Raw genomic sequence first — 18,676 nt, 5'->3', positions numbered from 1 at the left:
AAGAATCCAGATTACCCAAAGCACCACGCAATAGCTCGGTCCGGCAGGCGTATGATCACCAGCGCTGATGCACGTAAGGCTTGATGTCCTGGTCGTAGATGTGGCGGATCTTGCCCATAGTGTCAGCAGACAAGGGCGCAAGGTCCGCTGCTTCGGCATTGGAGCGGGCTTGCGCCGGATTGCGCGCGCCCGGAATGACAACCGTGACCGCGTCGAACATCAGAATCCAGCGCAACGCGAATTTCGCCATCGTCGTGTCGCCGGAGACCAGCGGCCGGATGCGCTCGACCGCTGCCAGCCCGACCTCGTAAGGCACGCCCGAGAAAGTCTCGCCGACATCGAAGGCCTCGCCGTTGCGGTTGAATTTGCGGTGGTCATTATCCTCGAATTTGGTCTCGGCCTTGAACTTGCCCGACAGCAATCCGCTGGCCAGCGGCACTCGGGCGATGACCGCCACATTGTTCTTTTTCGCTAAGTCGAAGAACAATTCCGCAGGTCGCTGCCGGAAAGCGTTGAAGATGATCTGAACGCTGACGACGCCCGGGTACTGCATCGCCTTCAGTGCCTCTTCGACGCGCTCGACGCTGACACCGTAGTTGCGGATCTTGCCTTGCTCGACGAGGCCGTCGAGCCGCTCGAACACTTCCGGGTGGTAGTAGAGGTCCGTCGGCGGGCAATGCAGTTGCACGAGATCGAGCGTGTCGGCCTCGAGATATCTGAGGCTGCGGTCGATCCAGTCGGTCAGGTTCTTCTGGGTAAAGCCTTCGACCGTCTGCTTTGGCAGCCGCTTTCCAGCCTTGGTGGCTATGAATGGCCGCTCGCCGCCACGCTCCTTCATCACCCTCGCAATGAGTTTTTCGGAACGGCCGTCGCCGTAGACATCGGCGGTGTCGATGAAGGTGACGCCGGCGTCGAGGGCCGCGTGCAGGGCAGCAACGGCGTCGTCGTCATTGACCTCGCCCCAGGCGGCGCCGATCGCCCATGAACCAAAGCCGATCTCGCTGACGTCGCGGCCGGTGCGGCCGAATTTCCGTGACTGCATGTCCTGTTCCTAACTGCGGCTTTGGTGTGATTCCTGATCTGCGGGTCACCTTTTATCGCATGGCAACGCGATTGACATCTCCGTGCGTTAGATTTACCAGATTACAGGGTTGTATGACAACCCGGTAAGACTGCAATGATTTGGAGTCGGGAGGATCTCAAGTTGAAAACCGTTCTGAAAATGGGCGCGTCGGCGGCCTTTTGCCTTGGCGCGCTTGCTCATCCTGCATGCGCGGAAGACAACATCGTTAAGATCGGCGTCGTCGCGGCGGAATCGGGCTCGTTCGTTTCCGCCGGCCATACCTTGCCGGCAGGCGTCGGCCTTGCCGTGAAGCAGATCAATGACGCCGGCGGCATCAAGGTCGGCGGCAAGACCTACAAGTTGGAAATGGTCAAGCGCGATGACCGCACCGACATCGCCACCGCTATCGCCGCCACCCAGGAACTGGTGCGCGACGTGAAGGTGCAGGCGATCTTCGGGTCGGAAACGCATGACTTCACGCTGGCCATGGCCAAGATCACGCAGCCGGCCAAGGTCATCCATTTCGCCGGCAACTCGACGCTGGCGAAAATCCTGACACCGGACTCAGTCAAGCCGGGTGGGGAAGATCACTATCTCTTCCAGTCCGAGCCGCAGGAATTCCAGCGATCCGGATCGACCGCGCGTGGTGTTCTAACCCTGCTCGAGCCGCTGCTCGGCTACAAGCCGAAGAAATCGGTCATGATCGTCGGCAACGACGCCACAGGCCAGTTCCTGTCGTCCTACTATTTCAAGGCGCTCAAGGCCGAGGGGCAGGACGTTCCAGACATCATCTTCTACCCGCCCGATACGACCGACTTCTCGCCCTTCCTGACCCGCGCCAAGAGCCTCAATCCGGATATCATCCACTTCTGGTACAATGGCGATTCAACGCTGACGGCGCTGCCGCAGGCGCTCGAACTGGGAGCCGCCAAGAGCTACTTCCTGTTCGGCGTCGACCCCGGCATCTGGAAGGAAAAGGCGCTGACGGCTGATGTGCCGGTGGCGATGAGCTGCGTGCCGGTGTGCTGGGGCGAGTCGTCCAACCCGAAGGCCAAGGCCTATTTCGACGCCTATTTCGCGGCTGGCGCGCCGCACGGCGTGACCTCTTCGGTGTCGTTGCTGTACCACGACTATGTCCACTTCCTGGCCGAGGCGTGGGAGAAAGCCGGCAGCTTCGATCCGGACAAGACGGTCGAGGCACTGCTGTCAATCCACCACCAGGGCGTGGTCTCGGATGACCTGACTTTCAATCCGACCCACCAAGTTACCCACGCCACCGAGGTCTGCGCCGCGGCGCCCGGCGGTGACATCTCCTGCTCGATGCAGCAGCCGCCGGCTGAAGCGCCGAAGAGCTGACATCCTGGTCGACGTCGTATTGGCGGCGCCAGCCGCGCCGCCAATACCCATCCAGGGCAAGTCGGAATCGCCGGCCACCAGTCAATAGCGGATGCGAGCCGTGGACATTTTCATACAGCAGATCCTAAACGGCCTTTCGATCGCCAGCGTCATCACACTGATCGCCGTCGGCGTGACCCTGATCTTCGGCCTGACCGGCATCATCAACTTCGCCCATGGCGAATTCCTGATGATCGGCGGCATCGTCACCTGGCTCGCCGTCAGTGCCGGCCTCAGCTTCCCGCTGGCGGTCGTGCTGGCGATCCTGGCGGTCGGTCTGATGGGCTATGTGCTGGAGCGCGGCATTTTTCGCTTCACGCTGGAGCGACCGACCAATGGCTTCATCGTCTCGCTCGGCCTCATCGTCGTGCTGCAGCATGTCGTCGTGCTGTTTTGGAATCCGAACCAGAAAAGCATCCCGCGTCCGCTGACCACGGTCTGGGACGTCGGTGGCGTGCGCATCGCTTCGGTTCGCGTCATGGTCATCCTGATCACCGTCGCCGTGGTGGCGCTGAGCTTCCGGATGATCACGACCAGCCGCTATGGTCGGGCGCTGCGGGCCAGCGTCGAGGATCGCGATACCGCGGCATTGATGGGCATTCCGGTGCGCCGCTACATCACCGGCGTGTTCGTGCTCGGCAGCGCACTGGCCGGGCTCGGCGGCGCCTTGCTGATCGCGCTGTTTCCGATCACCCCCTTCATCGGCGGCACCATGGTCATGAAGGGCTTTGCCGTGGCGCTGATCGGCGGGCTCGGCAATATCTACGGCGCCGTTGCCGCCGGCCTCATCCTCGGCATCGTCGAAGGCTTCAGCGCGGGCTACGGCTTCTCACAATGGACCGACGCCTATTCCTTCGTGCTGATGATCCTGGTGCTGCTCTTTCGTCCGCACGGCCTCTTCGGCGGCACCAGCGGACCCAGGATGGCGTCATGAGCGAAGGCTCGACCCCGCAGGGCAAACATCCCACGCATTCCGTTGCCCCGGCCTTGCGATCTCTAGTGCCGGTGCTGGTGGTCTTGACGCTGATCGCCCTTGTGCCGCTGCTCTCGCCGAGCAACCGCTTCCTGTCGCTGGCGATCTCGGCCGGCATCAACGTCATCGCGCTTTACGGGCTTTCGGTGCTGTTCGGACAGACCGGCATCCTGTCGATGGGCCATGCTGCACTGGTCGGCGTCGGCGCCTACACGGCGGCGATACTTGCGCGGGACTTTGGCGTTGGTTTCTGGCTGGCGCTGCCGGTCGCCGCACTCACCAGCGCCGTGTTTGCGATGATCGTCGGCATTCCGTCGCTGCGGGTCGGCGGCCATCACTTCGTCATCATGACTTTCGCCTTCGGGCAACTGCTCGCCATCGTGCTCACCAATGGCGGCGACTACACCGGCGCCGCAACAGGGCTCGATATGGTTGGCCCCGTCAACCTGTTCGGCGCCGATATGGGCGACCTGACGCGCTACTACCTGATGGTGGTGGCTTTCGTCGCCGTCGCGGCGGTGGCGAGCTGGGCGATCATCAACTCGTCCTATGGCCGCACGCTGCGCGCCATCAGGGAAAATGAGAAGCTTGCCGCTTCGCTCGGCATCAATGTCGGCCGGCACAAGATCGGCGCCTTCGTCGTCAGCGGAGTCTTTGCCGGCATATCGGGCGTGCTGCTGGCGAATTTCCTCGGCCACATTTCGCCGACGCAGTTTGCGTCCTTCCCAAGCATCTATCTGGCATTGATGGTGATGATCGGCGGCGCCCGTCTGATCACAGGTCCGCTCGCCGGCGGCATCCTGGTCGCCTTCCTGCCGGAAGTGCTCAATCTCGACCCGGTCCAGTCGCGCATCGTCTACGGCGTCTGCCTGATCGCCGTCATTCTGCTTCTGCCCGACGGGTTGATCGCCGGCATCGCTGCCTTTGTCCGGAAGGTCTTCACTGCGAAATCGAAGGAACGGCAGAGGCAAGAAAACGGCGTCGTCTCGAATCCCTCGGAGGCGCGGCGATGAGCCCGATCCTGGAGATCCGCGGCTTGAGCAAACAGTTCGGCGGCGTCGCCGCGCTCGCCGGCGTCGATCTCGCCGTCGAGGAGGGCGAAATCCTTGGCGTCGTCGGCCCAAACGGTTCGGGCAAGACGACCTTGTTCAACGTCGTCACCGGCGTTCATAGGCCCAACGCAGGCAGCGTGTCGTTTCGTGGGCGCGATATCACTGGTTCGGCGCCGCACGCCATTTCGCGGGCCGGGATCGGCTACACCTTCCAGCAGGCGATGGCTTTCGCCGGCCTCAGCATGCTGGAGAATGTGCAGATCGCCGGCGAGCATGTGCGAGCCGGAGCAAACGCCAACACCCCCTGGCCGACGCCGCAGGCGTTGCTCGATTTCGTCGGCCTGACAGCGCTGGCGGATGAAAAGGCCGGCGTGCTGCCGTTTGGCAGCCTGCGGCTGCTCGGCCTGGCGCTGGCACTCGCCACGCAACCGGCGCTGCTGCTGCTCGACGAGCCGGCGGCGGGGCTCAACGACCGCGAAACCACTGCCCTTGTCGGGCTTGTTCGCCAATTGCCAGGCCACGGCATCACCGTCTGCGTCATCGACCACGACATGAAGCTGATGCAGATGCTGTGCCGGCGCCTTGCCGTGCTCGATTTCGGCTCCAAGATCGCCGACGGGCCGACCGAGGCGGTGCTTGCCGATCCCAAGGTCCTGGAAGTCTATCTGGGAGGCGACCTGTGAACCTGCTCGCCGTTTCCGATGTCGTCACCGGCTATGGCCCGACCATCGTCAACCGGGGTGTCTCGCTGACTTTGGCCAAGGGCGAGATCGTCACCATCCTCGGGCCCAACGGCGCCGGCAAGTCGACACTGCTGAAGGCGATCGTCGGGCTGGTCAAGCCGCGCGCCGGCAGCATTGTTTTCGACGGCGATGACGTCACCGGCCTATCCGCCGATATCATGGCAACGCGCGGCGTGGTGCTGGTGCCGGAGGGGCGCAAGATATTCGTCGACATGACTGTCGAGGAGAATCTGCGGCTCGGCGCCTATCCGCGTCGTGATGACGACGCCATCGAAGCCGACTTGGCAACGATGCTGGCATTCTTCCCGATCCTCGCCACCAAGCAGCGCGACAAGGGTGGCTCGCTGAGCGGCGGCCAGCAGCAGATGCTGGCGATAGCGCGTGGGCTGATGGCGCGACCGCGCGTGCTGTTGCTCGACGAGCCGTCGCTCGGCCTGTCGCCACTGTTGGTCAAGGAGATCAAGGCAATCATCCTCGACATCGGCGAGCGCTTCGGCGCTTCGGTGCTGCTGGTCGAGCAGAATGCCGGCCTCGCGCTATCGCTCGCCTCGCGCGGCTACCTCATGCAGAACGGCCGCATCGTCGTCTCCGGACCGATCGCGGAACTGCGCGACATGTCGCTGATGCGGGACCTCTATCTCGGCGGCGTGGCGGGAGCCGCATCATGAGCAAGGGCTCAGTCGCCGCGCCCGGCCTTGTCGCGCAAGGTCTCGAAACGGGCATAGCTTTTGGTCAGATGGCTGCGCATGGCGCGGCGAGCCGCTTTGACGTCCCTGGCTTCGATGGCGGCAAGAATGGCGCGATGTTCGCGCTGCATGCGGGCCAGGTATTTTTCCCGTTCGGGAACCGTCATCCGGTCGAGCCGGGTCCACTGGCGCGGGATCATGGCGCTGCCGAAGGTGTCGAACAGCCGGGTGAAATTGGCGTTGCGCGTCGCCGCCAGAATGGCGCGGTGGAAGCCAAAATCCTCTTCCGAACCCGGCTCGCCGGCGCGGACAGCGGCTTCGAGCGCGTCGAGCCGGGAACTCATCTGCTCAAGGGCTGCGTCGCTGCGCCGTTCGGCGGCAAGGCCGGTCGCTTCCACCTCGATGCCCATGCGCAGTTCCAGCACCCGCAACACCTCGTCGATCGATTCGAGGTCGTCCGGCAAGATGGAAAAGGTCCGGGGCAGGGGATCCTTGGCGACGAAAGCTCCCAGACCCTGGCGGGTGGTGATCAGCCCACGGGCGCGCAGTGCGGCCAGCGCCTCGCGCACGACGGTGCGGCTGACACCGGTGGCGGCGACGATCTCCTGCTCGGTCGGCAGCCGCTGGCCCGGCGCAAGGTCGCCGGATTCGATCTGCGCGATCAGCGTGTTGACCAGCCCGCTTCTGAGATTGGGCGCTTGCGGTATGGCGTCGAAAAGCATGGGCTCCGCCATCGGGGGACTCCGGTCCGATTCTTCGGCAAAGGCCGATTCTTCTTCAAAGGATTGCATCGACAGGTGCCCGCCGCAAGGTGACGAAAGTGCGGCCCGCCCGCCTGGGCCATGGTTGTTGGAGAAAAGCATGAAAGAACGCATAGGCTTCATCGGACTGGGCAGCATGGGCGCCGGCATGGCCGCCAATCTCCTGACCAAAGGCTGGCCGCTGACGGTCTGGGCGCATCGCAGCCGCGATGCGATGGAACGGCTGGTGGCGGCCGGCGCCACGGAGGCGGAGGACCTGCACAAGCTTGCCGCCGCGAGCGACGTCGTTGTGCTTTGCGTCACCGGTTCGCGCGAGGTGGAAGCGCTGGTGAAGGGGCCGGGCGGGCTGGCTTCGGCCGGCAAGCCGCTGCTGATCATCGACTGCTCGACCTCCAACCCGTCATCGACGACGGCACTGGCGGTCGAACTCGCCGCTCAGGGCCTGACGCTGATCGATGCGCCACTGGCGCGCACACCAAAGGAAGCGGCGGAAGGCAAGCTCGACGTCATGGTTGGCGGCTCGGCCGAGGCTGTCGCGCGGGCGCGGCCGGTGCTCGAAGCCTTTGCCGCGCGCGTCGTCCATACCGGGCCGACCGGCAGCGGCCACACCATGAAGCTGCTCAATAATTTTGTCTCGATGGGTTATTCGGCGATCTATTCGGAGGCGTTGACACTGGGCGTGAAAGCCGGGCTGACGCCGCAGGTCTTCAACAGCGTCATCTCGGGCAGCCGCATGGATTGCGGCTTCTACCAGGCCTTCTTCGACTTCGTGCTGAACCGCAACGAGAACGCGCAGCGCTTCGCCATCGTCAATGCGCTGAAGGACATGACCTATCTCGCGTCCTTCGCCCAGGCGGGCGGCGTCGCCAATCCGATCGGGGCCGCGGTGCGCAACGGCTTTGCCACGGCTGTCGCCACCGGCCATGGCGAAAAGTTCGTACCGGCGCTTTCCGATATTGTGGCGGGGTTGAACGGGGTGTCGCTGGTCGAGCCGCCAACGGGGTGACGGGCCGACTATCGCAGCCAATGACAAGCGTTCACCCCAGCACAGGTGGCGTAGGATCGTAGCCGATTGAAACGACCCCCGGATGCCGGTGCGCTATGGCGAGTATCTGGGTCTCAAGCTCGCAATTATAGGCCATGAGCGCCTTCACGGTCTCAAGCGGGCTGTCGTAACGCGCAATCAGCTTCACGGCTTCCGAATGCAATTCGGCTTTCGCTTCGTCGTCAAAGTGCATGGTACCCATTGCCGTTCCTCCTAACGTGCCGCGCGGCGGGGTGCGGTGAGTGCATCAAGTCGTTCTTGAAGATGCCCGTTGAGCACGATCATTTCCTTGAGCGCCTTCATCACATCGCCCTTGTGGACAGCGATGAAATCCTCGGCGTGAGCCTGGAGGGCGGCCTCCTGGCGACTGTTGAGTGTCACAATGCGGTCCATAGCAATTACTCCAAACGCTGCATGATCGCAGTGAACAAAAAGAGAACATAAATGTCAAGAGTGAATTGACCGAGAGAGGAATGAGTTCCTATTTTGGGCCATGCCTGATACTGATGGACGACGAAAGCGCGGCGGCGAATGGAAGCTCAGCAATGCTCATGAGATTGGGCAGCTCGTGCTGGTCCGCTGCGGGCTCTGTAACGTCAAGCGCTGGTATCAGCCAGGTGACCTGAGGGAAATCTTTGGGGATGTTGAGGCCGAATTGGTCGGGAGCAAAATGAATTGTAGGCGCTGCGGCAAGAACGAGTATATGCACGCCGAGACGCAAAACCCATCAGCACGAGAGCGGGAGGGCATCCGCGTGACGAGACTTGCAGAGATAAGGATGGTTCGGCGGATTGTCTGGCGGTATGAGGATTGAAGCTTGCCGCCCAAGCCCCACCGATAACCCAAGGGCGGACAAGATGCAGGTAAGGGAAAGATCATCGAATTCGACAGCGCCGAACAATCCCATTCACGCCCACTCCGCTCGTGGGTGAAGTGAGTTCTACGCCAATTTAGGGTCCGGACCCATAAGTCCGCGATTGAGATCGGCGGTACTTCCCACGTGAGCTTTAGAAAGATGGATCGTTCCCAAGCCGTGCGAGTATTGCCCGCGCCTCGTCGCTCATTTCGCGGACAATCTCGGCGGCGGGCTGGACGTGGCGGACGAGGCTGACGCCTTGGCCCGACCATAGGGCAAGGGCATCAATGTCGCCCTCGTCACCCGATCCCGGCGTGTGAGATTGGTATGAAACCACATCACCATATGGCGACTTTGCTACCACGACGCCTTCGTTGGGACGCCCACCCGCCGGCGGGCGTCCGGCTGCCTCCCAAGCTTCAATGGTTTTGTTGCGGAGGCTACGGTGCGGAGCGTCGGGCCAGCCGACGTCGAAAACCGTCCCATATTCTGTGTCCGTCTCCTTGGCCGAGAGGATGCGGTCGCGATAGCGCGCATGGATTGGAGCTTCGATGCTCGCGAGAAAGCGGGTACCGATCCAAGCGCCCGCGGCACCAAGTGCCATCGCCGCGGCTAGACCGCGTCCATCCGCAATGCCACCGGCGGCAAGAACTGGGACCGGCGCGACCTGATCAACAACTGCCGGAACCAACGCCATCGTGGCAACTCTACCGTAAACGTGGCCACCGGCCTCCCAGCCTTGCGCGACGATTGCGTCCGCGCCATCCTCGGCTGATATCCGAGCCTGTTCGGCGCTTCCTGCCGTATGCAGCACCTTTGCCCCGCCACGATGCGCCTCAGCCATCAGCGGGCCTGCCTGGCCCCAGAAAAATGAGATTACCGGCACGCCTTCTTCCAAGCAGATCGCGAGGCGCTCCTCCTGCGGATATGTCAACACGAGATTGACGCCGAATGGTCGCTCGGTCAGGGCCTTGGTGGCCCGAATTTCTGCGCGTACCGCTTCGGGCGGACTCCAGCCGAGGGCGAGCATCCCGAGACCGCCTGCATTGCTAACTGCGGCCGCGAATTGCGGAGACGTAGCTCCACCCATTGCCGCCTGGACAATCGGGATTTCTATGCCGACGAGAGTAGTGAAAGCGTTGGGCATTGCGATCCCCCTGAGTCCACCATCCCGTCGCGGCCTTGCCCGATCTAGGACAGTGGTCCAAAGGGGGCACGGAATCAACAGGGATTTCGTCGGAATCTGCTTCGTGATTCACGGTCTCCAAAGGGAGACCACACGGATGAATCGCGATTATTTCTGGCTGACCGAGGAGCAGTTTGGGCGGCTCGTGGCTCTTGCCAACTGACACACGCGGGAAGCCGCGGGTTGATGATCGCCGGGTGATCAGCGGTATCGTGCATGTCCTGAAGTCAGGTGGTCGTTGGGTCGAAGCACCGGATGCCTACGGCCCGCGCAAGACGCTCTACAACCGCTTCGTCCGATGGGCGGCCAAGGGCGTCTGGGCCGACATCTTCCATGCCTTGGTCTCGGCTAGCGGACCGCCCGCGGAGGTGCTTATCGACTCCTCGGCGGTGAAGGCGCATCGATGTGCCTCAGGCGGCAAAGGAGGGGAACAAAATCAGGCGATCGGCCGATCGCGCGGTGGTCGAACCACGAAAATCCACGCCCTGACCGACGGCCTGTGCCGTCCAATCGCTTTCCTTTTGACCGGTGGCCAGGTCGCCGATTGCAGTGCCGCGGATTTGCTTCTGGAGCAGATGCCGAAGAGCCCGATCCTGCACGCCGACAAGGGCTATGACACCAATGCCATCCGGCACAAGGTCGAGGGCAAAGGGACGATGCCGAACATTCCGCCGAAAGCTAACCGACGCTGGAAGAACTGCTTCTCGCCATTCCTATACCGCGATCGCAACACCATCGAGCGGATGTTTGGACGGCTCAAGGATTTCCGCCGCATTGCCACACGATACGATCGATCGGCGACGAGCTTCCTCGCCGCCGTCTTCCTCGCGGCAATCGTCAGCTACTGGTTATGAGTCCGGACCCTAGCTCGAGCGCGGCGGAGGCGTGCCATCTTCCTACGAAGAGATGCAACCTCTTCCAATACTGCCGTCTTTTCCATGCCACTCTCCATTTCGGCGAGTCGGGTCAACTCCCCAATTAGATTCCAACAAGACGCAGAGTCCGATCGGCGAATTTCTGACGCGCGACGATACATAGCGCAAGCTTTTCGCAAAGTATCTCGGTCACCTGAACGACGGGCAACATCCGCGAGTGCGTTTCCCCAACTCAGGAACACGCTATAGTATTTCGGGTTGAAATCAGCAGCGATAGAAAAGTGAACCAGGCAGTCGTCAAACGCCTGTTGATCATTTGTTATTCTTGCTAGTTCGTGAAGAGCCTTCGCAAAGTTATTGTGGACGACATCGGGCGACTCGGTATATTTTAAGGCGATCTCGTAGTGCCTGCGAGCTTCGTTGAATAGCGGTATTCCCTCCTCCTGACTTACCGATCGCCCAATATCGGTGAGAGCATTTGCCATATTATTGTGTGCATCAGCGTAGTTCGGCTCGATCGCTATGACCTTCTGATACTTCTTGATCGCTTGGCGAAGTAGACGCTCACCAGCGCGCGTCATAACCTCCGGCGCGCCGTATCGCTTCATAATTGAAAAATCAAAAAGGGTATTACCCCAGTTGTAGAGCGCGTCAGCTCTCGTTGAGAGTATCTTTGCTGCTTGCCTGAATTTCTGCATGGCCTCCCTAAAGCGCCCTTCGGAACCAGACTCCCTCGCTTCGACATGAAGGCGGTTCCCCTGCTCGGCGAGGGACCAGCCGAGGGCATCTTTATCCGATTGAGACATACCTGTGAGCTTCTGCTGTCCCAGCAGTTCAACCACGCGATCGTAGTTCCCAGCTAGAAAGTAATATCCTGCAGACACGCCCCGTTCCCGGCTTGAAATTAGTTCATCAAGTTCAGATCGGATCACCTGGCAGATGTCGAAACGCCTCTTCCGAAACACCGGATGTTCGGAATCTTCGGGGTGTGGAGCGCCATAGGGCGCCAGCATACTTATGGTGCGGTGCAGATGGGAAAATGGCTGTGCAACGTAGTTGGGCGGAAAGCATTCAAGCTTTTGAGCTAGCGAGACAAAGAAGTCGTCGGCGTCAACTCCGCCCAGAAAATGCGCGCCCTTTGCGGGGGCAATGATTTCGCGCTCCACATGCGGCGATGGTGCGCTTTCGTACCCAATCCAATATAGGCCGAACTCAAAATGCCGTACGCGTGCCAACAACTCAAAGACGGGATCATTTTCACCGCTGTATCCAACGACAATCCAGATTCGTCCCCTTTTTACCTCATCGAACACCGGCCCAAGCCGTCTCTTCTGCCGCTGAACTTCATCCTTCGTGTTTAGTAAATTGAATCCGTCGCGTTGCCCATGCAGATGGAAGATCGCCTGTTCACTTACTTGATCAGGTTTAAAAATACGGGACGCGGCCAGGTCATAGACAGCGGGAAACCGGTTGATGAGCGCGCAGGCTCTGGAAACAAGCGGGTCAAAATTCGTTGTCAGAACGCGATCGACAAAACCTGCTTCAATGAGCTGTGCGAGGGCCACATGGGCCCAGTTAATCTTCGCGCTATCAACGTATCGGGCAATGAGATCGCGCCTCACTCCGATCTCAAGTGCTGCCATGCAGCTAGGATAGTCCTTGACCAACGCCCGGGAGAAAGCCGACGGGAAGGATCGCCGAATTTCTGCAACTATTTCTGAGGCTGTTGGAATACCGGCGCTGACCGAGCAACCGGCCCCGATCAGGACAGTGCAGCGTCGGCCTCTGCCGCCGTTCAAACGAAGCGCATCTGCAATATCATCTATGGAATGCCTTGCCACTTTTCCCCCGAATGCCCCTGAGGTCGTGCGGTTGCCTCATCCCAGCCCTACAGCAACGACAGTTGGCCGTTAGGGCTTATGACAGCCTGAGGGAACTTGATCTGCGTAGCTGGCTTCGCGACGATCACAAGAGCGTCGTCCGGTACCGTGCGTTGTAGTCGCCTTGCCTCCGACCATGGCGCAGTAAGCCACGTCTCAATTTCCTCTTGCGTGGTCAGGATCACCGGCATGGCCTTCTCGTGGATAGGCTTGATGAGGGCGTTGGGCGCGGTCGTGAGGAAGCCGTAAAGCTCGAAGTCGCCTGGGCCGTCCTTTACTTTGCGAACCCCGTGCCATGGCGTCCAGAGGCCAGCGAAGAAGAACAGCGGGCGATCCTTATTGAGCGCGAACCAATGGTTCCGCTGAATGCCTGTCTCAGGGTCCTTGTCGCCGGGCGTTGGGCTGGGCTCCGCAAAGCTGGTCACTGGCACCACACAGCGGTTCCCGACGCTGACATACTGCTGCCAATGGCCATACTGAGGATTGCGTATGTTGGTGGTGCCGTAGTCGGCCTTGCCCTTCATCCGCTCAACGGGTGTCGGCATGCCCCACAGGAGATTGGCCAGCTCTCGCTGCCCGTCCAGCGCATTGCGCACCACCGGGCCGGGGCGGTTGGGATAGATGTCGATGGACGGCTCAAGGTTGCCCAAGATGTCCCGCAAGGTCCTGGTCCATTGGCGGACGGCCTCTTGCGACGTCGTGATGTTGTAGAGGTTGCACATGGCCACACTCTGCCGTGAGAGCGAACCGGCGACTAGCCGAAAAATTCGGACGAAGCAGCTATCCCGCGGCCTGCTTACGGATAGCCTTTCTCAGCCTTGAATGCCGCACCGGAGAGGCTGCCTCCTGCGCCGGAGGCTCCGCAGCCGCATCACCCTCGTGCAGTCCGACACGCAGGGCGGCACCCGCCAGATGGTCGCGCATGGCCGCTTGCGCCGCCTCCCTGTCGCCGGCGCGGATGGCGGCAAAGATGCGCTCGTGCTCGCCGAGCGTGATGCGGGCCATGTCGTCGGATTTCTGCTGGTTGCCGGCGGCGAGAATGCTTTCGCGAACACGCTCGGAAACGAAGACCAGGAACTGGCCCATGTAGGCGTTGCGCGTCGCCTCGGCGACGGTGCGGTGAAATTCGAGGTCGCTGCGCAGCCAGGCGACGCTGCCATAGGGCGCGGCGCGCATGCCGGCCAGCGCATCGCCCATCGCGATCAGATCGGCCTCGGAGCGCCGCTTTGCTGCGAGGGCGGCGGCCTGCACTTCGAGGATGCCGCGCAGTTCGAACAGGTTGCGGAACGAATCGGCGCGTTGCAGCGCCTCGTAGTCGATGGTCAGCACCGTCGGGTTGTTGCTCTCCACCACGAAGGCGCCGCGCCCTTGCTGCGACCAGATGCGGCCTTCCGAGCGCAGCCGCGCGATTGCCTCGCGCACCACGTTGCGGCTGACCCCGAACGTGGTCGCCAGTGCCTGTTCGGTCGGCAACTGGTCGCCGGGCTTCAGGCGCCCCTGCGCGATCTCGCGGGAGATGGAACTCGCCACCAAAGTGGAGAGATGTGGACCGCGATTGACCTTGTCGAGTTTCAGCGCCATCGCTCACCTATAGTCGAGGGCGGATGTGGACGCCAGAATGCGGCCGTTGCTGAGGATGTGGCGCGGATCGAACGCGTCCTTGATGCCTGCGGCCAGATCGAGCGTCACCGGATCGATGCGCTCGAGGAATGCCTTCTGCTTGACCCGGCCGATGCCGTGCTCGGCGCTGATCGAGCCGCCACAGCGATCGACGACGGCAAAGATATGTGCCTCGGCCTCTTCGAACAGATGTTCGATCGCTTCTGGCGTCATGCCTTCCGGCGGCACGACGTTGAGATGGATATTGCCGTCGCCGACATGGCCATAGGTGACGGCCAGCGCGTCGGGACGCGCCCGTTGCAAGTCGAAGAGCGCGTCGGTGACGAAATCGGCGAGTTTCGAGATCGGCACCGAAACGTCGGTGCGCAGATAGCGGCCACCGCGGCCCTGCCGCTCGACCATGATCTCGCGGTAGAGCCACAGCCGCTCGGCCTGCGCCCGCGTCGAGGCGACGATGCCGTCCTCGACGATATCAGCGACGCCGTCGAGAAAACCAAGCAGCATGGCAGACAGGTCGATCAGCCCGCCGGCGGAAACCTCGATCAGCACATAGGCTGGATAGGCTTTGCCCAGCGGATCGGGAAAGTCCTTGCCCTCGCGCATGGTGATCTCGATGCCGCCGCGCAGGATCAGTTCGAAGGCGGTGAGCAGGTCGCTGCAGTCGCGCCGGGCGCGGGCATAGAGCGCCATCGCATCCTCGACGGAGCGCAAGCCCACCAGAGCTGTTTCGATCTGCGTCGGCTTGGGAAACAGTTTCAGCGCGGCGGCGGTGACGATGCCGAGCGTGCCTTCCGAGCCGATGAAGATCTGCTTGAGGTCGTAGCCGCGATTGTCCTTGCGCAGCACCTTCAGCCCGTTCCAGATCCGGCCGTCGGCCAGCACCACTTCGAGGCCGAGCACCAGGTCGCGCGTCATGCCATAGCGCAGCACGTTGAAACCGCCGGCATTGGTGGCGACATTGCCACCGATGCGGCAGCTTCCTTGCGCCCCGAAGGTGATCGGCAGCAGGCAGTCGCTCTCTTCGGCGGCGCGCTTGGCATCCTCCAGGATACAGCCGGCCTCGACCACCATGGCGAAGTCGATCGGGCTGATCGAGCGGATCCTGTTCATGCGCTCCAGCGAGATGACGATCTCGCCGCCATCCGCCGCCACGGCTGCACCCACGAGGCCGGTCAGGCCACCTTGCGGCACGACGGGAATGCGCTCCGCGTGGCAGTGCCGCATCAAGGCCGACATCTCCTCGACCGAAGCCGGACGGGCCACCGCCAGCGGACGGCCGAAATGGTCGCCGGACCAGTCGCGGCTGTAGCGCGCCAGGTCTTCGTCCGTGGTCAGCAACCCGCCATTCGGCAGCAGGCCGGCAAGGGCTGCGATCAGCGACGCTGAGGTGGGAGGCACGGCATTCATGAATTGACTCTGCACCCCTTGGGAAAACGACTGGACAAGCACCTTTCTTGTCGTGTTATCATACAACCCTGATTTAGAACATCAAGCGGGACCACATTCCAACCAGCCGTTTGATGTGGATGGTCAGACCAGCAAATCACTGAATTCGGAGGACTTTCCCAATGAGCGACGCCCCGGGCTTTCGCTATATGCACACCATGATCAGGGTGCTCGACCTCGACAAGTCGATCGCCTTCTACACAGAGGTTCTCGGCATGACCTTGCTGCGCCGCGACGATTATCCCGGCGGCAAGTTCACAAACGCCTTTGTCGGCTACGGCCCCGAGGACAAGGAGGCCGTCGTCGAGCTGACGCTGAACTGGGGCAGGGAAGAGCCCTATGAGATCGGCACCGGCTTCGGCCATCTGGCGCTCGGCGTCAACGACATCTATGCGGTCTGCGCCGAGCTCGAAAAGCGCGGCGCCAAGATCCCGCGCAAGCCTGGGCCGATGCAGCACGGCACCACCCACATCGCCTTCGTCGAGGACCCGGACGGCTACAAGATCGAGCTGATCGGCCTCGACACGATGTGATTCGACCAGGCGGGGTCGCATCGGGCCTGTGATGCGACCCCGTCCTGTCCGCGCTTGCTTGGGAGGCGGTGCGGATGAAACTGTCACTTGATGACCGCGATCTTGCTGCGGTCGATGGTGATGGCGACAGCGGCGATGAGCACCGCGCCGAACACCATGTTTTCCAGAAAGATGTTGACGCCGACGAAGGTCATGCCGATGCGCACGATCGAGATGATCAACGCGCCGACCGCCGTGCGGGCGACGCCGCCCAGCCCGCCGGTGATGGCGGTGCCGCCGACGATGACGGCGGCAATCGCCGGCAGCAGCAGCTGGTTGGCAAGAACCGGCGAGCCGCTCGACAGCCTGGCTGCCAGCACGACGCCAGCGACAGCGGCCAGCATGCCTGAGGCGGCGAAGGCCACGATCTTGGTGCGGTCGACATTGATGCCCGCCGCCCAGGCAGCCGGCTCGCCGGCGCCAACCGCGATCGCCTGGCGGCCAAAGCGCGTGTAGCGCAGCGCCAGAAAGGCGGCGATGCCGATGACCGCCGAAATCAGCACCACCACCGGTACGCCCACGACGGTGGCGTTGATCCAGGCGGTGTTTTCGCGGCCACCCTCCTCGATGGTGATGGCGCGGCCGTCGGACACCCACAGCGCGATGCCGGTGACCACGCCGCCGGTGGCCAGCGTCGCCACGAAGGACGGAACGCGTAGCTTGACATGGACGATGCCGCTCAACGTGCCGAAGGCAAGGCCGGACAGGATCGCCACCGGGAAAGCGGCGAGACCCAATGAGGGCAGCAACTGCGCCAGGATGACGCTCGCCAGCGAAGCCACCGCCTGGATCGAAAGGTCGATGCCGCCGAGCAGGATGGCGAAAGTGACGCCGGTCGCCAGGATGAACAGCACGGCGGTGTTGGCAAACAGCAGCGACACGGTCTCGCCGGTCAGGAAGCCGGGCGCGGCGATCTCGATGATCAGCAACAGGGCGACAAGCAGGACCAGCGGAATGGCGCCTTGAGTCCACTTGCCTTCGAAGATCCGCCTGAGGGGAAAAGGTTCGTTCATCGGCTCACACCATCGCTCGCAACAGGTCTACCTGGTTCGGCTTGTTGCCCGGACTGGCGTCGAAGCGCGCGGTGATCTCGCCGTCGCGCATCACCAGCACCTGGTGCGACAGGCCGATCGTCTCTTCCAGAGTGTCGGAAATCAGCAGGATCGCGACCCCTTGCGCGGAGAGATCGCGCACGAGTTCGTAGACCTCTTCCTTGGCGCCGACATCGAGGCCGCGCGTCGGATGGTCAAGCACCAGGATGCGCGAGCCTGCCGTCATCCAGCGCGCCAGCACCACCTTCTGCTGGTTGCCGCCGCTGAGCTTTCGGCAGGCCGCGTCAGGGCCGGGCGCCTTGATGCGCAGCCGCTTGATCCAGTCGGCGGCAAGTCGGCGCTCCTTGCCATAGTCGATGGCGCCATGGCGCATGACGCTCGACAGATCGGCCAGTGAAATGTTTTCCGCGATCGACAGGAACATCACCAGTCCTTCGAGCCGCCGCTCGCGCGGCACATAGCCGATGCCTTTGCGCACCGCCGGCTCCGGTGAGCCGAAGCGCACCGTGTCGCCGGCGATTTTCATCTCGCCGGCATCGTGCTGGAGGAAGCCGCCGATGGTGCGCGTGACCTCCTCCCGGCCGGAGCCGACGACGCCGGCGATGCCGACGATCTCGCCGGCCCTGATCTTGAGATCGACGCCATGATAGGCACCATTCGCGCCCAATCCCTTGGCCTCGACCATGACCGTCTCGCGCGGCTGCTGCTGGCGGGCCTCGCGGTAATATTCAGCCTGCAGCCCGCGTCCGACCATGATCTCGTGCAGCTCTGGCGCGGTGACTTGCGCCGCACGGTGTTCGGCGACGACCGCGCCGTCCTTCATGGTGTAGACGCGGTCGGAGATCGCCAGCACCTCGTCGAGGCGGTGCGAGACGAAGACGAAGCTGGCGCGGGATTTCAGCGACCGCACGCGCGCGAACAGCACCTCGATATCGGCGGCGTTGAGCACCGAGGTCGGCTCGTCGAGCAGGATGAGCAGCGGCCGCTCGACCATCTCCTCCAGCGTCAGCGCCTTGGCCAGCTCCACCATCTGGCGCGCGGCGAACGTCAGCTCCGAGGTGCGCTGGGTGACATCGATATCGATGCCGATCTTGGCCAGCTGGCGGCGCGCCGCCGCGTTCATGGCGCGCCAGTTGACGATGCCGATTCGGGTGAAACGGTCTTCCTCGCCGAGATAGATGTTTTCGGCGACCGTCAAATTGAGCACCAGCGACTGTTCCTGGAACACCATGCCGATGCCATGCCTGGCCGCATCGCGCGGACTGCGCATGCGAAGCTGTTCGCCGTCCAGCGTCAGGCTGCCGCCGTCCGGCCGGTAGCTGCCGGCCAGCACCCGCATCAGCGTCGACTTGCCGGCGCCGTTCTCGCCGATCAGCCCGACCACCTCGTTCGGCCGGACCTCGATCGAGACGTCACGCAAGGCCTGGACGCCGGGAAAATTCTTGATGATGCCGGATGCGCTCAGCATGGC

At 62.5% G+C, this 18,676-nt stretch carries 19 protein-coding genes; 8 read left to right on the top strand and 11 right to left on the bottom strand.

From position 1 onward, the window contains the following. Positions 1-55: 55 nt before the first annotated feature. The gene (locus C9427_RS27765; RefSeq protein WP_107652241.1) at positions 56-1,042 is read right to left on the bottom strand and encodes an aldo/keto reductase; all 987 of its coding nucleotides are present in this window, start codon (positions 1,040-1,042) and stop codon (positions 56-58) included. Between the two features lie 162 nt (positions 1,043-1,204). On the opposite strand from C9427_RS27765, the gene C9427_RS27760 reads away from it, so the two are divergent. The 5 genes from C9427_RS27760 to C9427_RS27740 all read left to right on the top strand — a co-directional run bounded on the left by C9427_RS27760 (position 1,205) and on the right by C9427_RS27740 (position 5,894). Then, entirely contained in the window at positions 1,205-2,419 is a 1,215-nt protein-coding gene (locus C9427_RS27760) for an ABC transporter substrate-binding protein (protein ID WP_107652240.1), read from the top strand. A 91-nt stretch (positions 2,420-2,510) separates the two neighbouring features. After that, a complete protein-coding gene (locus C9427_RS27755) occupies positions 2,511-3,392 on the top strand; it encodes a branched-chain amino acid ABC transporter permease (protein ID WP_107652239.1) in 882 nt (293 codons plus the stop codon). Then, positions 3,389-4,444 carry a branched-chain amino acid ABC transporter permease gene (locus C9427_RS27750; protein WP_107652238.1) on the top strand — a complete coding sequence of 352 codons (1,056 nt, stop codon included), beginning with the start codon at positions 3,389-3,391 and terminating at the stop codon, positions 4,442-4,444. The genes C9427_RS27755 and C9427_RS27750 overlap by 4 nt, the downstream gene beginning before the upstream one ends. Next, the gene (locus C9427_RS27745; RefSeq protein ID WP_107652237.1) at positions 4,441-5,166 is read left to right on the top strand and encodes an ABC transporter ATP-binding protein; all 726 of its coding nucleotides are present in this window, start codon (positions 4,441-4,443) and stop codon (positions 5,164-5,166) included. The genes C9427_RS27750 and C9427_RS27745 overlap by 4 nt, the downstream gene beginning before the upstream one ends. Further along, positions 5,163-5,894 (top strand): ABC transporter ATP-binding protein, encoded by a 732-nt coding sequence (locus C9427_RS27740; RefSeq protein WP_107652236.1) that lies wholly within the window; start codon positions 5,163-5,165, stop codon positions 5,892-5,894. Before C9427_RS27745 ends, C9427_RS27740 begins: the two co-directional genes overlap by 4 nt. Before the next feature lie 8 nt (positions 5,895-5,902). Here the strand turns inward: C9427_RS27740 and C9427_RS27735 are convergent, their stop codons facing one another. Next, a complete protein-coding gene (locus tag C9427_RS27735; protein WP_107652324.1) occupies positions 5,903-6,646 on the bottom strand; it encodes a FadR/GntR family transcriptional regulator in 744 nt (247 codons plus the stop codon). Positions 6,647-6,773: 127 nt separating this feature from the next. Here C9427_RS27735 and C9427_RS27730 point away from each other — a divergent pair, with 127 nt between their 5' ends. Next, the gene (locus C9427_RS27730) at positions 6,774-7,679 is read left to right on the top strand and encodes an NAD(P)-dependent oxidoreductase (protein WP_107652235.1); all 906 of its coding nucleotides are present in this window, start codon (positions 6,774-6,776) and stop codon (positions 7,677-7,679) included. Positions 7,680-7,710: 31 nt separating this feature from the next. On the opposite strand, the gene C9427_RS27725 is transcribed toward C9427_RS27730, so the two are convergent. The 3 genes from C9427_RS27725 to C9427_RS27710 form a co-directional block, all read right to left on the bottom strand. Then, complete coding sequence (locus tag C9427_RS27725) at positions 7,711-7,920, bottom strand: hypothetical protein (protein WP_107652234.1); 210 nt, start codon at positions 7,918-7,920, stop codon at positions 7,711-7,713. 11 nt (positions 7,921-7,931) lie between these two features. Further along, on the bottom strand, positions 7,932-8,111 hold the full coding sequence (locus C9427_RS27720; protein ID WP_027042769.1) for a hypothetical protein: 180 nt from the start codon (positions 8,109-8,111) through the stop codon (positions 7,932-7,934). Between the two features lie 614 nt (positions 8,112-8,725). Beyond that, entirely contained in the window at positions 8,726-9,721 is a 996-nt protein-coding gene (locus C9427_RS27710) for an NAD(P)H-dependent flavin oxidoreductase (RefSeq protein WP_107652232.1), read from the bottom strand. A gap of 136 nt (positions 9,722-9,857) precedes the next feature. On the opposite strand from C9427_RS27710, the gene C9427_RS27705 reads away from it, so the two are divergent. Then, a protein-coding gene (locus C9427_RS27705) for an IS5 family transposase (protein WP_245437195.1) occupies positions 9,858-10,614 on the top strand; the annotation gives its coding sequence in 2 pieces (ribosomal slippage) (positions 9,858-9,913 and positions 9,912-10,614; 759 coding nt in all). Here the strand turns inward: C9427_RS27705 and C9427_RS27700 are convergent. The 4 genes from C9427_RS27700 to C9427_RS27685 are packed head-to-tail and all read right to left on the bottom strand — an operon-like array spanning position 10,602 to position 15,542. Then, positions 10,602-12,476 carry a tetratricopeptide repeat protein gene (locus C9427_RS27700; protein ID WP_146172603.1) on the bottom strand — a complete coding sequence of 625 codons (1,875 nt, stop codon included), beginning with the start codon at positions 12,474-12,476 and terminating at the stop codon, positions 10,602-10,604. The genes C9427_RS27705 and C9427_RS27700 overlap by 13 nt on opposite strands. 47 nt (positions 12,477-12,523) lie before the next feature. Further along, positions 12,524-13,237, bottom strand: a complete 714-nt coding sequence (locus C9427_RS27695; RefSeq protein ID WP_107652229.1) for an SOS response-associated peptidase — start codon at positions 13,235-13,237, stop codon at positions 12,524-12,526. A gap of 58 nt (positions 13,238-13,295) precedes the next feature. Beyond that, a complete protein-coding gene (locus tag C9427_RS27690; RefSeq protein ID WP_107652228.1) occupies positions 13,296-14,096 on the bottom strand; it encodes a FadR/GntR family transcriptional regulator in 801 nt (266 codons plus the stop codon). 3 nt (positions 14,097-14,099) lie between these two features. After that, positions 14,100-15,542 carry an FAD-binding oxidoreductase gene (locus tag C9427_RS27685; protein WP_107652227.1) on the bottom strand — a complete coding sequence of 481 codons (1,443 nt, stop codon included), beginning with the start codon at positions 15,540-15,542 and terminating at the stop codon, positions 14,100-14,102. A 161-nt stretch (positions 15,543-15,703) separates the two neighbouring features. Between C9427_RS27685 and gloA the strand changes: the two genes are divergently transcribed. Then, positions 15,704-16,114, top strand: a complete 411-nt coding sequence (gloA, locus tag C9427_RS27680; protein WP_019856614.1) for a lactoylglutathione lyase — start codon at positions 15,704-15,706, stop codon at positions 16,112-16,114. 83 nt (positions 16,115-16,197) lie between these two features. Here gloA and C9427_RS27675 read toward each other — a convergent pair whose 3' ends face one another. Next, positions 16,198-17,166: an ABC transporter permease gene (locus C9427_RS27675; RefSeq protein WP_107652226.1), complete on the bottom strand. Its 969-nt coding sequence runs from the start codon at positions 17,164-17,166 to the stop codon at positions 16,198-16,200. Positions 17,167-17,170: 4 nt separating this feature from the next. Next, a complete protein-coding gene (locus C9427_RS27670; RefSeq protein WP_107652225.1) occupies positions 17,171-18,673 on the bottom strand; it encodes a sugar ABC transporter ATP-binding protein in 1,503 nt (500 codons plus the stop codon). Positions 18,674-18,676: the final 3 nt, after the last annotated feature.

The organism is Mesorhizobium helmanticense (assembly GCF_003034915.1).
Taxonomy (GTDB): domain Bacteria; phylum Pseudomonadota; class Alphaproteobacteria; order Rhizobiales; family Rhizobiaceae; genus Mesorhizobium; species Mesorhizobium helmanticense.
Note: the sequence above shows the minus strand (reverse complement) of the source record. Positions and strands in the feature narration are given on the sequence as shown.